We start from the raw sequence: 13277 nt of genomic DNA, 5'->3' as shown, positions 1-13277 counted from the left end.
TCGCGTTTCAGCGTTGCTTCGCCTTGCGGGCTGCATAACGCCGGTCGCGTTCCGCCTTGCGCTCAGCTTCATCGGCGAGGACACGCGCGACATGTCTGTTTGCTTCGACCTTGGCGGCTTCCGCTTCGGCCAGGGCGACCTCGGCCAACGCATCGGCTTCTGCCTGCTTGCGGGCCAGTTCTTCTTGCGCCAACCGCTCTTTTTCCACACGCCGCGCTTCACGCGCCGCTGCGATTGCCTCCCGCTCGGCACGTTTTGCCTGCATCTCGGGATCAGTCGGCTTGGGTGCACTATCGAACTTCTTGAGAAGCAGTTTCTTCGCCTCGGCTGCAGCAGTACGGCGCTCAGCCAATTCTTTGAGATTTTTCAACCGGTGGTCATCCTTGTTCGTATATTGAGCGAGCTGCTTGCGCTCGCGACGTCAATTCCATTGAAAAGGCCAGGCATCGGCCTGGCCTCCGTCATATATTTCAGTTTACGCCATGGTCACCTTCTTGGCGACCACAAACTGAACGCTGATCAGGCAGCGCTCAATTGATCGGCTGACATCTTGCCCGACTTCTTGTCGCGCACCAGCTCGTAATTGATCTTCTGGCCATCATTGAGGCTGCGCAATCCAGCGCGCTCAACAGCAGAGATATGCACGAACACATCCGCGCCGCCGTCCTCAGGTTGAATAAAACCAAAACCTTTTGTGGAATTGAACCATTTAACTGTGCCTGTGGCCATATTAAGCCCTCCCTGCCAACTTCAACCTGGATATCGTACACATGCACGATAACCGTTTCTATCGAGTTTTGAAGGAGAAGGTAGAAGCGCTTGCACGCGAAAAACTTCGACAATCAAAAATTCAACGCAGCTTTTATAGAATTGAATTGGAATTGTTTCAACTCGCTTCGCGCAAAACAATTTAGGTGAGAAAATTTACGCAGGCGGCCAAATATTGTTATCATCCCGTCTAACCCGGCCATCTGGCTTCCGGAAACACGCAAACCGAAAGAATTGATATGACCGAGACGTTCGTAATTGCGCAGGGCGGCGGGCCGACTGCAGTTATAAACCAGACATTGGCGGGTGCCGCGATCGAGATCCGCAAGCGTCACAAGGATGCACGCGTTCTTGGCGCGCTACATGGCGTGCGCGGTATACGCGACGGGAATTTCGTCGATCTTTCCGCTTTGAGCGAACAGGACCTCCGCCGAATCGCCGCAACACCAAGCGCCGCCCTTGGAAGTACGCGCGACAAACCTGACGCCGCCTACTGCGAGGTCATCCTCAAAGGCTTGCAAAAGGCCGGAGCCACCGCGTTCATTTATATCGGCGGTAACGACACGGCCGGGACGCAGCAAATTCTGGCCGACGCCGCCGGCAAGGATATTGCCTTTGTCCACGCCCCGAAGACGATCGACAATGACCTTGTCGAAAACGACCATACGCCCGGATTCATCTCCGCAGCCGACTTCGTCGCCGGTGCTTTCCTGAGCGTCGACCTCGATTTTCGCGCCTTGCCGGGAATTTATGTCGGCATCGTCATGGGCAGACATGCGGGCTTTCTTACAACAGCGGCAGCCGCATGGCAGCTCGACGAGGACAGCGGACCCCACCTTGTCTATGTTCCCGAGCGGGCTTTTTCGCCGGAACGGTTCATCGACGACGTACGCGAAGCCACCTCACGCCATGGGCGCTGCATCGTGGCAATGTCGGAGGGCGTCACGGCGGAAGACGGACGATCAGTTGTGGAAAACCTGGTTCCACCCGACCGGCTCGAGCGCGATGCGCACGGGAACGTGCGCCTTTCGGGTGGTGATCTCGGCATGACCATCGAAGAGTTGATCCGCACCGGGCTGCCCGGTGCACGGGCCCGTGTCGATACATTCGGCTATATGCCGCGCGGCAATATCGCGACAATCAACGAGACGGATGCCCGCGAAGCTTTTGAGGCCGGGGCCTTTGCCGTGGAAGCTGTGGCCCGCGGTGGCGGATCCGTAGCCTTGCAGTATGAAAATGGAGAAACCAGCCCGCAGCTGGTACCTCTCGCGAATGTCGCTGGAAAGACGAAGCATCTGCCGGATGATTTCATGCTGCCCGATACAAACCAGATCTCATCGCAGGGCCGGGCTTATCTGGAAAGACTGCTTCCTCGCAAGTTCGACCCCGCAAAGCCATTCGTTTGAGTTTCAAAACCCTTGTGTTCTGCAAAAGTACCGCATAGGATATTCCATATCGGTAAAAATTATCGCTGTATTTTCTCTTTTGTGAAAGTCTAGCCGCTTGCGGGAACATCTGGATCAGACGGACAGGCGGCTTGTCAAACAGCTTTCGCAGGATGCGCAGCCTGGGTTGACGCGTCTTGCTGAAACGATGGCGATGTCCGTGCCAACGGTACGCACGCGCCTTCGCAACTTGCTGGACCGAAACCTCCTGAAGATCGTCGGACTGCTCAACCTGACGGAACGTCCCGAGCTGATCTCGGCCATCGTCGGTGTCAATACACAGGGGCGCGGCCGCGTACGCGAGATCGCGGAACGGATTGCAGCGCTCCCCTTCGTCACATCGGCATGTGTCGTAACCGGACGGTTCGACATCATCGTCGATGTAGTCATCGCAGGCGACATTGCCGATCTTTACCGGGTCACCAGCGAGTTGATACCCGGGGTCGGCGACCTCGGAGAGATCGTACGAAGCGAGACCTTTGTGGTTATGGCATCGTGCAACAAATGGGTGAGTTTGCCGGAGGGATGCTGGACTGATCCCGCAATGGCACCAAAAACAAATTAAAGAGCCCAATAAAGGGCGGGGAATACCAACGGAGGACATAAGAATGAAAATTACTCGACTATTCGTCGCAGGGATTGCCCTGCTCGGCATGACTGTTGCAGCAAATGCCGGAACACTCGACGATATCACCAAGCGCGGCGAACTGCGCGTCGCGGTTCAGACGCAGGGTCCACCCTTTTCCATGGTCGATGCGGCTGGCAAGCGCACAGGAAGCTCGGTTGAGCTTGCCGAACTGATGGCCAAGGAAATGGGCGTAAAAATAACGTTCCAGGATTATGATTGGGACGGTCTGATCCCGGCGCTGCTTTCCGGCAAGGCCGATCTGCTGGTTGCAGATATGACCCCGACACTGGCGCGGGCTATGAAAGTCGCCTTCACGAAGCCGTTCATGTACACGGGCAGCGCCGTCTTTGCCAAGACTGACAGCAAATTCGGGACCATGGATGCCTGCAAGGCCAAGGGCACGAAGATCGCCGTACTTCTCGGAGCAACGGGCGAAAAAGTGGCAAAGGAGACTTTCCCCGATGCCGAAATCAAGAGCTACAAGGGCGGCGGTCCGCTCCTGCTCGATGCTGTCAATAACGGCCAGGCCGATTGCGGCGTAAACGATGTCTCGGCGGTCAAGGGTCAGCAGGCCGCTTATCCGGCTGGAAGCTTCACGATCATGCCGGAAGTCCTGTCGAAAGAGCCGCTGGCTTTCGCCACACGCTATGACGAGCAGGACCTTCTCGTCTGGATGAACCTCTTCCTCGATCAGGTCGCTCTCGACGGCCGTCTGCAGAAGAACCTGGATTACTGGGTTAATTCGGAAGACTGGAAGAAAGACCATCAATAGCAGGTCTCGGACGGCATGCGTGGGGCAGTTCGCTTCGCACATGCCGTCCGGCGCTTTTTAATCGCGCCCGTTCCGCCGCCCGAGGGATCTTCCCGGCATGCTTGAAAACTTCAGCTTTCGCACCATCGTCGAATACCTGCCTCTGTTCGGGCAGGGATTTGCTGCGACACTGTGGCTATCGATCGTCTCGTTCGCCGGCGCGCTTGCCGTGGGCATCATCCTGTGCGCGATGAACCTGCAACGCTCGCGGCTTTTGCAGCTTCCGGCAAAGATATACATAGACGCGATCCGCGCGACACCGCTGCTTGCACAGCTTTACTTTCTCTATTTTGGCCTGCCGCGGCTCGGGGTCGTTTTGCCGGAGCTTTTCGTCGGCATTCTCGCTTTGGCTTTGAACAGTGGCGCCTACATCGCCGAGATCATCCGCGCCGGCATCCTGTCCATTTCGCGTGGGCAGGTGGAGGCCGGTATTGCGTCCGGGATGACCTATGCCCAGCGCATGCGTCTGGTAATTCTGCCGCAGGCCATCCGGGTAACCATTCCACCGCTGCTTGGCCAAGCCATTGTTTTAGTGAAAGACTCGGCGTTGCTGTCGTTGATTTCCGTTGCCGAACTGACGCGGGCGGGCCAATTGCTGGCGTCGGACAGGTTCATGCCAGCTGAAGGCTTCCTCACGACTGCGGCATGCTATCTCGTCCTCTATTACGGGTTGAAGTCCCTGGCGGTTTTCTCGGCACGCTGGCTCGGTGTGCGCCCGATCGGGAGCCGCACATGATCTGGTTTCAGCTCCAAAGCCTGATGGGCAGCTATCCACTGGCATTGCGCGGTCTCGGCATGACCATTGCCCTGTCTGGAATAAGCCTGGTGCTCGGTACCATCCTTGGCTTTGCGCTCGGTGTCCTACGGACGAGCGGCAGCCGCTGGCTGGATTCTGCGATCGGATTGTGGGTCGACCTGATCCGCGGGACGCCCTTCCTCGTTCAGATATTCCTGATCTTTTTTATCTTGCCCGAACTCGGTATTGAGCTCGATGCCTTCACCGCAGGAATCATAGCGCTGACGAACCTCGCAGCCTGCTTCATTTGCGAGATCGTCGCAGCCGGCATCCGTTCGGTACCGACCGGGCAGGTCGAGGCGGCGCTCGCGTCCGGCTTGTCGCAGTGGCAGCGGATGCGTCAGGTAGTGCTGCCGCAAGCGATGCGTGTCTCCCTACCGCCTCTCGTTGGCCAGTATGTGCTTCTCATCAAGGATTCGTCGGTCGTCTCCGCTATCGGCCTGACAGATCTTACCCGGGTCGGCTGGCTGGTGGTTCAGCGGGTACCCAATGGGTTGCTCGTGTTCGCCATTGTCGGCATCGGTTATTTTGTCGTGTGCTATCCGCTCATCCTGCTCGCCCGCCGGCTGGAGAGACGCATGAGCGCCGCCCACGGCGAGGTGCAGTTATGATGCGTCCTATCAATGAAGGCAGCCAGATATGATCGAGTTTCGCGGCGTCAACAAATGGTTCGGCGCGCTCCATGTTCTCAAGGACATCACGCTGAGTGTCGAGCCGCGCGAAGTCGTCGTCGTGTGCGGCCCCAGTGGCTCGGGCAAGAGCACGCTGATCCGCTGCATCAATGGTCTTGAGACGATCAAGGACGGCGATCTTGTCGTCGATGGGCAGCGTCTCGGCGACCGCGCCACCAACATGACTGAACTGCGTACTGAAATCGGCTTCGTCTTCCAGGCTTTCAATCTCTATCCGCACAAGACCGCGCTCGAAAACGTCACGCTCGCACCGATCCACGTGCGGAAAATCGCTCGCGCTGAAGCCGAAGCGTCGGGCCGGGAGATGCTGGCGAAAGTCGGGCTCGGCGATAAGTTCAATGCCTATCCTTCCGAGCTGTCCGGTGGTCAGCAGCAGCGGGTCGCCATCGCTCGTTGCCTGTGCATGCGCCCGAAAATCATGCTCTTCGACGAGCCCACATCAGCCCTCGATCCCGAGATGATTAGTGAGGTACTGGATGTGATGGTTGGCGTCGCCGAAGAGGGCATGACCATGATGGTGGTGACGCATGAGATGGGTTTTGCCCGCAAAGTAGCGCAGCGGGTCGTGTTCATGGATGCGGGAGCAGTCGTTGAAACCGGCACTCCGGAAGAGTTCTTCTCCGATCCGAAGACCGATCGAAGCCGTGCGTTCCTGAGCAAGATTCTGCGGCATTGACAAGATGATCGCCAGACAGTGCAAAGGCCGGGATTTCACCCCCGGCCTTAACCAACTGCCCCACATGAATCAGGCGACACCGCCATTGGCGCGCAGGATCTGGCCATTGACCCAGCCGCCGTCAGGGCCAACGAGAAACGAGACCACACCGACGATATCACTGGGCTGACCAAGGCGTTCGAGCGGCGGCGCTTTGGCAGCCATCGCAATCACTTCCTCGCTTTTGCCCTTGAGGTAGAGGTCGGTGGCGATCGGCCCGGGAGCCACCGCGTTAACCGTGATGTTCCTGCCACGAAGCTCTTTTGAAAACACATGCGTGAAGGCTTCGACCGCTGCTTTGGTGGCATTGTACAAAGCATAGCCTGGCATCTTGAGACGAAGGCTCGTCGACGAAAAGTTGACGATCCGTCCCCCATCCCTCAAACGCTTGGCGGCTTCGCGTAGAGTATTGAATGTGCCCTTCGTATTGATCGCAAAGTGGCGGTCGTACTCTTCGTCGCTCGTATCAGCCAGCGGCATCATCTTCAGGACGCCGGCATTGTTGATCAAAATGTCTACGCCGCCGAACGCTGCTTCAGCGGAATCGAACATACGCCGCACTGCTGCTGCATCAGCGACATTCGCCTGTGCAGTCACCGCCTTGCCACCGCTGGCTTCGATCTTGTCAACCAGCTCCTGGGCCTCTTTGGCGCTGCCCGCATAATTTACGACCACGGTAAAGCCATCGCTGGCCAGCCGTTCTGCAATTGCTGCGCCGATACCGCGCGATGCGCCGGTGACGATTGCAACCTTGTTTGTCTGTTGTGTCATGGTCTTGATCCTCTTCATGGACTGTTCAATGACGGAACAATGCATCATTGCAAAGCGCGGATAATCACCCATTTATTGGCATCACTATTCGAAAAATTCGAACAATTGTCTTGCGTAGGCCGTGTTGGCGTTTCATGCTGCTATCCAGCCACTCCATAACCGGAACTGCCAGATGGATAGATTTGAAGCGATGCGCGTCTTCGTCCGGGTCGTCGAACGACGCAGTTTCACGCTCGCCGCCAACGATCTTGGCCTGCCACGCTCGACCGTGACCGATGCGGTGAAACAGCTGGAAGCGCGGCTCGGTGTGCGGTTGCTCGAACGGACGACACGGCAGGTCAGTCCGACCCTTGACGGCGAGGCTCACCACCGGCGATGCGTCTCGCTCATCGCCGACCTCGAGGATGCGGAAGGAGCATTCGGCGCGGCAAGGCCCAAGGGATTGCTACGCGTCGAGGTACAAGGAACACTGGCGCGGCACTTCCTGTTGCCAGGTCTGCCGTCCTTTTTCCAGAAATATCCCGATATTGAAATCAGCATGAGCGAAGGCGAGCGGTGGATCGACCTTATCCGCGAGGGCGTAGACTGCGTGCTGCGGTTCGGCATCCTGCCGGACAGCGACATGATTGCGCGGCGCGTTGCGACGCTGGAGCGATTGACATGTGCGGCGCCCGACTACCTCGAGCGTTTCGGCACGCCGGCAAATTGGGATGCACTGGACGGCCATCGCATGATCGGGCTCCGGTCACTGACGACGGGTGTCGTGCGGCCACTGGATTTCATGATCGGCGAGCGATTGGAAAATGTGACGCTACCGACGACGATTTCCGTGACTGGCACAGAGAGCTATCTTGCAACTGCACGATTGGGGCTCGGTCTCGTTCAGGTGCCCCGCTTCCATGCCGCTGACGATCTTGCACGAGGCGTGCTCATCCAACTGCTGCGTGACTGTCCGCCACGCCCGATGCCAGTCTCCTTGCTCTATCCTCGCAATCGGCAACTTTCACCACGCGTGCGGATGTTTCTCGATTGGGTGGCGCAGGAGGTGGCATCGCAAAATGCCATGACTTGAACGTTCAGCACGACCAAATATCCTGCATACGTTGAGAATCATAATAATTTCGTGCCAATAGGTATGGCGTCCAGCAACGCGTCAACAGAAAGCAAAGCCGTGGAATTCCTGCACACCGGCATTACATCCCTGGAACCGTACATCCAGCAATATGGGCTCTATGCGATCTTCGTTATCATATACCTGGAATCCTTCGGCGCTCCGCTTCCTGGCGAAAGTGCGCTTGTCGCATCGTCGCTTCTCGCGGTGCGTGGTGATCTCTCCGTAACCGACCTGTTTTTCACCGTCTGGATTGCCGCCGTGCTCGGCGACGGTACCGGCTATGCTATCGGGCATTTCGGTGGACGGCCCCTGCTGAAGCAATATGGCTGGCTCGTCAAACTCACCCCCGAACGTCTGGAAAAGCTGGAAGACCTTTTCCGGCGCCGAGGACCGATCATCGTTGTCGGCGCACGCTTTGTCGTTGTGCTGCGACAATTGAATGGATTGGTTGCCGGCTCGGTCGGGATGCCGTGGCACAGTTTCTTCCTCGCCAACCTCCTTGGAGCCGCACTCTGGGCGGCTGTCTGGAGCTTTGGTCCCTACTATTTCGGCGGATTATTCCACGAGTACTGGCGCTAGATCACTTCTGCGGCACATATTTGCGCCAGTCGTGCTCCTCGCGGAAACCAAGCACCTCGCGCGTCTTGCGATTGGAAAGAGGCGCTTCAAATTCACCGAGCTCGCGCCGGACCGGTACGCCGGGACAATATTTCTCGAGGAATTCCCGCGTCGGAAGCTTCGCGGTGATCGTATCGTTGACGGCGTTGAATACCTGGAAGCCAAGGCCATCCTTGCGGATCGCAAGATCGACGATCTGTCCGAGGTCGCGCGCATCGATATAGCTCCACGCGTTGCGTTTGCGCGACATCGGGTCGGCGAGGAATGCGGGAAACCGGTCGTACTCGTGCGGTTCGATGACATTGCCGATGCGCAGCGCGTAGATATCGGCGCCATAACGCATGGCAAAGGCACGCGCAGTCTTCTCGTTGAGCACCTTTGACAGGCCGTAGCTGTCCATCGGGTCGGTATCGTAGTCTTCCTCAAGCGGGAAATGATGGAAATCTTTGTCGCCTTCGGCAAAGCAGACGCCATAGGTGGTCTCGCTCGACGCGACGATGACCTTCTTGATCCCAAGCTTGACCGCGGCCTCGATGACATGATAGGTCCCGATCGTATTGATGCGGAATGTCTCGTTGTCAGGCTTGATCAACACGCGCGGCACCGCTGCAAAATGCACAACCGCATCGATCGGAGCCGGACCCTTGCCGGTCTCGAAACCCTCGAAACCAAAGTGGCTGGATAGTACGTCGAACATCTGGCCGCTGTCAGCGATATCGGCATTGATGGTGTTGACGCCCGGATAATCCAGCGGCGCAAGATCGACGTTCAGGACCTCGTAGCCCTTGTCGACGAGATAAGGGACGACGTGACGGCCGGCTTTACCGGTACCGCCTGTGAATACGATCCGCTTCTTCATTTTTGCATTCTCCTTAGGAACTCAATCATTCACTCTGGCGGAATTTGCGCACCCGGTCGAACAGCACCGCGAACAGGATGGCGCCGCCAATGAAACAGCCTTGCCAGAAGGCATTGATGCCGAGCAATCCTAGACTGTTACGGATCACCTCGATCAACGCCGCCCCGACGATTGCCCCGAGGGCCGTACCGACGCCGCCCGCAAGAGCCGCGCCACCGATGACGGCAGCGGCGATAACCTGCAGCTCGAGGCCGGTACCGATATTGGTGGTGATCGCGCCGAGCCAGCCGGTCTGGATGATACCGGCAATACCGGCCGAAAGCGACGAGATCATATAGACCGCCACCTTGATCTGGCGAACCGGCACGCCGGTAAGGGTTGCCGCGTGCTCATTGCCGCCAATGGCATAGATGTACCGTCCGAACCTTGTCCAACGCAAGATAAAGCCAGTAAGCAAGGCCAGCACGACCATGTAAACCACGGGGTTGGCGATACCGAAGAACCATGCGCCGCCGCCAAGCGCCAGGAGTTTGTCGTGGTCCGGCCCGAACTGGAAAACCACCGTATTGCCGGAAGCGACCATCGCCAGACTGCGTGCGATCGACAGCGTCGCGAGGGTCACAACGAATGGCGGCATGCCGATGTAGGCTATAAGCAGACCATGACACGCGCCGATGACCAGGGCTGTCGCGATGGAAGCTGCTATACCGACTTCGATACTGTAACCGGCATGCATGACGACGCCGAGTATCATGCTGCAAAGGCAAAGCACCGAGCCGACGGACAGATCAATGCCGCCCGTGATGATCACGAGCGTCATCCCGAGCGCGATGATCGCGACGAAGGTGACATTGCGGGTGATGTTGTAGAGGTTTTTGGAGGTCGCGAAGGAATCCGTTGCGAACGACAAGAAGATGCACGCAAGGATGACGGCGACCAAAACCCAGAAAGTCTGGCTGCTCAGTTTTTCCGCAAGCCAGCTCTGCTGCTTGTGCGCAATGGTCTGGTCAAGTGTAATTGCCATAGTCGACCTTCTACCTATCTCTTAGCTTTGCCGACATGTCGGCTACGCAACCTGTTCGATGGCACCGGTGATGAGGCCGGTGACTTCTTCGGGGGAACTCGCCGCAATCCGCTTGTCTGCAACCTTGCGCCCCCGGCGCATCACAATGACCCGGTCGGCAACATCGAAAACATCCGGCATGCGGTGGCTGATGAGCACGACGGCAATGCCCTGATCGCGCAGGTGGCGAATCAAGTTCAGCACCTCGGCAACCTGACGTACGGAAATCGCCGCCGTCGGTTCGTCCATGAGCACGATCTTGGCCTCGGAGAGCCTGGTCCTCGCAATCGCTACCGCCTGCCGCTGCCCGCCGGACATCTGCTTGACGAGATCACGAGGGCGGGTTTCGGATTTCAGCTCGGCGAAAATCTGGTCGGCACGCTTATACATCGACGCGTAGTCGAGAATGCGGAAGGGCCCGACACCGCGGCGAATCTCGCGACCAAGGAACACATTTGCCGCAGCCGTGAGGTTATCGCAGAGCGCCAGATCTTGGTGAACGATCTCGATGCCGTGACGGCGCGCTTCGACCGGCTTGTTGAGGACAAGCTCGGCGCCATCCATGCGCATGGTGCCATGGCTGGGACTGAAATTGCCCGCAATCATTTTGACGAGCGTCGATTTACCCGCGCCATTGTCGCCCATGAGGCCAACGACTTCGCCCGCCTCGATGGAAAATGAAACATCATTGACAGCCTGGATGGCGCCGAAATGTTTTGAAATGTTGGTGAGTTCCAGAACTGCCACCAGCCGTATGCCTCCCGTGAATGTTTGCTCGCACTACCCGTATTCTCATTGAAACACGGGGCTTTTTTGCGATCCCGCCCTCCCCTCCCAGGAAGAGTCGTGAAGGCCATTTACGCAAACGCCACGCGGGGCGTCAATCGGCTTTCCGCCGAATCCGGTCACCATAACGTTGAAAAGTCGTTTTATATGACAAATACCCATTGACGGGTGAACTTTGCCAATATTAGCTGGCGATCGGAGGAATGTATTTGTCCGTAGCGCAGCGGATAAAGTTCGGAGGGGACCCAAAATCTACAGGTTTCAACACCGGCCCTTGCGCACCTATCAACGGTAGAAGACTGAATGGCGGGCATTTCATGTCCGTTTGTTTCCAAGGGAGGAATAAATGAGAAAGTCACTATTGTTAGTCGCCGCGGCCGCTCTTGCACTTGGTGCGGGACCTGCTCTGGCAAAAAAACAGCTCGTCATCGTCGTTAAAGGTCTCGACAATCCGTTTTTCGAGGCAATCAATCAAGGTTGCCAGAAGTGGAACAGCGAGAACGCGAGCTCGGAATATGAATGCTTCTACACCGGCCCCGCATCGACATCGGATGAAGCCGGCGAAGCGCAGATCGTCCAGGATATGCTCGGCAAGGCCGACACGGCGGCGATCGCGATCTCGCCGTCGAACGCCAAGCTGATTGCCCAGACGATCAAGACGGCCAATCCATCGGTTCCGGTGATGACGCTCGACGCTGATCTCGCCGCTGAAGACGCGGCGTTGCGCAAAACCTATCTCGGCACCGACAACTATCTGATGGGCTTCAAGATTGGCGAATACATCAAGAAGGGCAAGCCAAACGGCGGTACGATCTGCACGATCGAAGGCAATACGGGCGCCGACAACATCCTTCGCCGGGCTCAAGGCATGCGCGATGCCCTGACCGGTCAAAAGGGCCTGGCGGCGCTCAAGGGCGAAGGCGGCTGGACCGAAGTTGCGGGCTGCCCTGTCTTCACCAATGACGACGGCGCCAAGGGCGTTCAGGCAATGACCGACATCCTTGCTGCCAATCCGAAGCTCGACGCCTTCGGGATCATGGGCGGCTGGCCGCTGTTCGGCGCGCCGCAGCCTTACCGCGACCTGTTTGGTCCCTACAAGGAAAAGATCGCCAGCAATGAGTTCGTCATCGGCGCCGCCGATACGATCGGCGACGAAGTAGCGATTGCCGGCGAAGGCCTGGTTACCGCACTCGTTGGTCAGCGGCCTTTCGAAATGGGCTACAAGGCACCTTCCGTCATGATCAACCTGATCGAGGGCAAGCCAGTTGAGGATCCGGTCTTCACCGGTCTCGACGAATGCACCAAGGATACGGTTTCGACCTGCATCCAGAAGTAAGTCCAAAATTTGGGAGCGCCCGGCAAAAGGGCGCTTCCAAACACTGACTATCGCAAATTGCCTTGGCTCAAGGCCTCATCCAAGAATGTCTTGAGCCGCTTCCAGTGCCTCTCGCCACCCACGGCATTGTAAACGCCGTGATCCGGTACCGCCCAGCCATGGGCCATGCCGACATAGTTCTCGATGATATGATCGACTTCGGCGGTCCTTAGCGCTTCGGCGAGGCGTGCCGATTGCTCTGGCGGAAAGCTGCCGTCAACTCCTGCCACGCCCACATAAACGCGGCCCTTGATGTCTCCCGCCAAACGATGCGGGCTGTCTTCAGCGTCACTGGCGAGATTGCCGCCATGAAAGCTCGCCGCTGCCCCGACCCTGTCCGGAAAGGCACCCGCAGCGGTAACGGCTCGTCCGCCGCCCATACAATAACCGACGGCGCCGACGGGCCCGGTTGCGCCAGCTGCCGCCAGCGTATCGAGAAACGACGCCGTATCGCGTTTGGTCATTTCCTGGGTGGTGCCGCGCACCATGGTCATGATCTGTGCCTTAGCTGTTTCGTCGGAAAAGGATGTTCCGGTAAAAGGGCCATAGGCTCCGAACCGATAGAACAGATCCGGCAGAAGAACCACATAGCCGAGATTTGCAAGACGCTGGGCCATGCCATCCAGTGCAGCCCTCGGACCCATCGCATCCATGTAGAACACCACACCGCGCTCGGCACCGCCGACCTTTGATGGCGCGGAATCGGCGCGAAAGATGACGGCTTTGGCTGTGCCATCAGCGGTCTTGATTTCAATGTTCTGTTTCATGGATCTGTCCTGTCGTTTCGGTTCAGACGCCTCCACTCATACCAGGCGCCGGCTCCTCAATATCGATCA

At 57.8% G+C, this 13277-nt stretch carries 16 protein-coding genes; 9 read left to right on the top strand and 7 right to left on the bottom strand.

Annotated elements, in window-relative coordinates; genetic code table 11:
• Positions 1 to 7: 7 nt before the first annotated feature.
• Together FHS21_RS11210 and FHS21_RS11205 are read right to left on the bottom strand one after the other, a co-directional pair.
• Positions 8 to 370, bottom strand: a complete 363-nt coding sequence (locus tag FHS21_RS11210; RefSeq protein WP_112528885.1) for a DUF6481 family protein — start codon at positions 368 to 370, stop codon at positions 8 to 10.
• A gap of 149 nt (positions 371 to 519) precedes the next feature.
• Entirely contained in the window at positions 520 to 729 is a 210-nt protein-coding gene (locus tag FHS21_RS11205; RefSeq protein WP_112528883.1) for a cold-shock protein, read from the bottom strand.
• Between the two features lie 278 nt (positions 730 to 1007).
• On the opposite strand from FHS21_RS11205, the gene FHS21_RS11200 reads away from it, so the two are divergent.
• The 6 genes from FHS21_RS11200 to FHS21_RS11175 all read left to right on the top strand — a co-directional run bounded on the left by FHS21_RS11200 (position 1008) and on the right by FHS21_RS11175 (position 5816).
• Entirely contained in the window at positions 1008 to 2174 is a 1167-nt protein-coding gene (locus FHS21_RS11200) for a diphosphate--fructose-6-phosphate 1-phosphotransferase (RefSeq protein ID WP_112528881.1), read from the top strand.
• A 97-nt stretch (positions 2175 to 2271) separates the two neighbouring features.
• A complete protein-coding gene (locus tag FHS21_RS11195; RefSeq protein ID WP_112528879.1) occupies positions 2272 to 2778 on the top strand; it encodes an Lrp/AsnC family transcriptional regulator in 507 nt (168 codons plus the stop codon).
• A 43-nt stretch (positions 2779 to 2821) separates the two neighbouring features.
• Positions 2822 to 3613, top strand: coding sequence for an ABC transporter substrate-binding protein (locus tag FHS21_RS11190; protein ID WP_112528877.1), 792 nt, complete (start codon positions 2822 to 2824; stop codon positions 3611 to 3613).
• A 97-nt stretch (positions 3614 to 3710) separates the two neighbouring features.
• Positions 3711 to 4388, top strand: coding sequence for an amino acid ABC transporter permease (locus tag FHS21_RS11185; RefSeq protein ID WP_112528876.1), 678 nt, complete (start codon positions 3711 to 3713; stop codon positions 4386 to 4388).
• Positions 4385 to 5059 (top strand): amino acid ABC transporter permease, encoded by a 675-nt coding sequence (locus FHS21_RS11180; RefSeq protein ID WP_112528874.1) that lies wholly within the window; start codon positions 4385 to 4387, stop codon positions 5057 to 5059. The genes FHS21_RS11185 and FHS21_RS11180 overlap by 4 nt, the downstream gene beginning before the upstream one ends.
• 28 nt (positions 5060 to 5087) lie before the next feature.
• Positions 5088 to 5816 carry an amino acid ABC transporter ATP-binding protein gene (locus FHS21_RS11175; protein ID WP_112528872.1) on the top strand — a complete coding sequence of 243 codons (729 nt, stop codon included), beginning with the start codon at positions 5088 to 5090 and terminating at the stop codon, positions 5814 to 5816.
• A gap of 69 nt (positions 5817 to 5885) precedes the next feature.
• Here FHS21_RS11175 and FHS21_RS11170 read toward each other — a convergent pair whose 3' ends face one another.
• Positions 5886 to 6626, bottom strand: a complete 741-nt coding sequence (locus FHS21_RS11170; protein ID WP_112529139.1) for an SDR family oxidoreductase — start codon at positions 6624 to 6626, stop codon at positions 5886 to 5888.
• 172 nt (positions 6627 to 6798) lie between these two features.
• Between FHS21_RS11170 and FHS21_RS11165 the strand changes: the two genes are divergently transcribed.
• Complete coding sequence (locus FHS21_RS11165; protein WP_183661924.1) at positions 6799 to 7698, top strand: LysR family transcriptional regulator; 900 nt, start codon at positions 6799 to 6801, stop codon at positions 7696 to 7698.
• Positions 7699 to 7818: 120 nt separating this feature from the next.
• Positions 7819 to 8319: a DedA family protein gene (locus FHS21_RS11160; protein WP_112529137.1), complete on the top strand. Its 501-nt coding sequence runs from the start codon at positions 7819 to 7821 to the stop codon at positions 8317 to 8319.
• A gap of 1 nt (position 8320) precedes the next feature.
• Here FHS21_RS11160 and FHS21_RS11155 read toward each other — a convergent pair whose 3' ends face one another.
• Genes FHS21_RS11155 through FHS21_RS11145 form a run of 3 tightly spaced genes read right to left on the bottom strand, consistent with a single transcriptional unit; the run spans position 8321 to position 11027 of the window.
• Entirely contained in the window at positions 8321 to 9217 is an 897-nt protein-coding gene (locus tag FHS21_RS11155) for an NAD-dependent epimerase/dehydratase family protein (protein ID WP_112528868.1), read from the bottom strand.
• Between the two features lie 25 nt (positions 9218 to 9242).
• Positions 9243 to 10241 carry an ABC transporter permease gene (locus FHS21_RS11150; protein WP_112528866.1) on the bottom strand — a complete coding sequence of 333 codons (999 nt, stop codon included), beginning with the start codon at positions 10239 to 10241 and terminating at the stop codon, positions 9243 to 9245.
• Between the two features lie 42 nt (positions 10242 to 10283).
• Positions 10284 to 11027, bottom strand: coding sequence for an ATP-binding cassette domain-containing protein (locus tag FHS21_RS11145; protein WP_112528863.1), 744 nt, complete (start codon positions 11025 to 11027; stop codon positions 10284 to 10286).
• A gap of 385 nt (positions 11028 to 11412) precedes the next feature.
• Between FHS21_RS11145 and FHS21_RS11140 the strand changes: the two genes are divergently transcribed.
• A complete protein-coding gene (locus FHS21_RS11140) occupies positions 11413 to 12402 on the top strand; it encodes a substrate-binding domain-containing protein (protein WP_112531106.1) in 990 nt (329 codons plus the stop codon).
• A gap of 47 nt (positions 12403 to 12449) precedes the next feature.
• On the opposite strand, the gene FHS21_RS11135 is transcribed toward FHS21_RS11140, so the two are convergent.
• Positions 12450 to 13208, bottom strand: coding sequence for a dienelactone hydrolase family protein (locus FHS21_RS11135; protein ID WP_112531107.1), 759 nt, complete (start codon positions 13206 to 13208; stop codon positions 12450 to 12452).
• Positions 13209 to 13277: the final 69 nt, after the last annotated feature.

This window comes from Phyllobacterium trifolii, from assembly GCF_014192095.1.
Classification (GTDB): domain Bacteria; phylum Pseudomonadota; class Alphaproteobacteria; order Rhizobiales; family Rhizobiaceae; genus Phyllobacterium; species Phyllobacterium trifolii.
Note: the sequence above shows the minus strand (reverse complement) of the source record. Positions and strands in the feature narration are given on the sequence as shown.

Excerpts from the sequence above, each read along its gene's own strand:
- FHS21_RS11205 (WP_112528883.1), bottom strand. The coding sequence starts at position 729 with ATGGCCACAGGCACAGTTAAATGGTTCAATTCCACAAAAGGTTTTGGT.
- FHS21_RS11135 (WP_112531107.1), bottom strand. The coding sequence starts at position 13,208 with ATGAAACAGAACATTGAAATCAAGACCGCTGATGGCACAGCCAAAGCC.
- FHS21_RS11165 (WP_183661924.1), top strand. The coding sequence starts at position 6,799 with ATGGATAGATTTGAAGCGATGCGCGTCTTCGTCCGGGTCGTCGAACGA.
- FHS21_RS11150 (WP_112528866.1), bottom strand. The coding sequence starts at position 10,241 with ATGGCAATTACACTTGACCAGACCATTGCGCACAAGCAGCAGAGCTGG.
- FHS21_RS11175 (WP_112528872.1), top strand. The coding sequence starts at position 5,088 with ATGATCGAGTTTCGCGGCGTCAACAAATGGTTCGGCGCGCTCCATGTT.
- FHS21_RS11155 (WP_112528868.1), bottom strand. The coding sequence starts at position 9,217 with ATGAAGAAGCGGATCGTATTCACAGGCGGTACCGGTAAAGCCGGCCGT.
- FHS21_RS11170 (WP_112529139.1), bottom strand. The coding sequence starts at position 6,626 with ATGACACAACAGACAAACAAGGTTGCAATCGTCACCGGCGCATCGCGC.
- FHS21_RS11190 (WP_112528877.1), top strand. The coding sequence starts at position 2,822 with ATGAAAATTACTCGACTATTCGTCGCAGGGATTGCCCTGCTCGGCATG.
- FHS21_RS11140 (WP_112531106.1), top strand. The coding sequence starts at position 11,413 with ATGAGAAAGTCACTATTGTTAGTCGCCGCGGCCGCTCTTGCACTTGGT.
- FHS21_RS11180 (WP_112528874.1), top strand. The coding sequence starts at position 4,385 with ATGATCTGGTTTCAGCTCCAAAGCCTGATGGGCAGCTATCCACTGGCA.
- FHS21_RS11185 (WP_112528876.1), top strand. The coding sequence starts at position 3,711 with ATGCTTGAAAACTTCAGCTTTCGCACCATCGTCGAATACCTGCCTCTG.
- FHS21_RS11200 (WP_112528881.1), top strand. The coding sequence starts at position 1,008 with ATGACCGAGACGTTCGTAATTGCGCAGGGCGGCGGGCCGACTGCAGTT.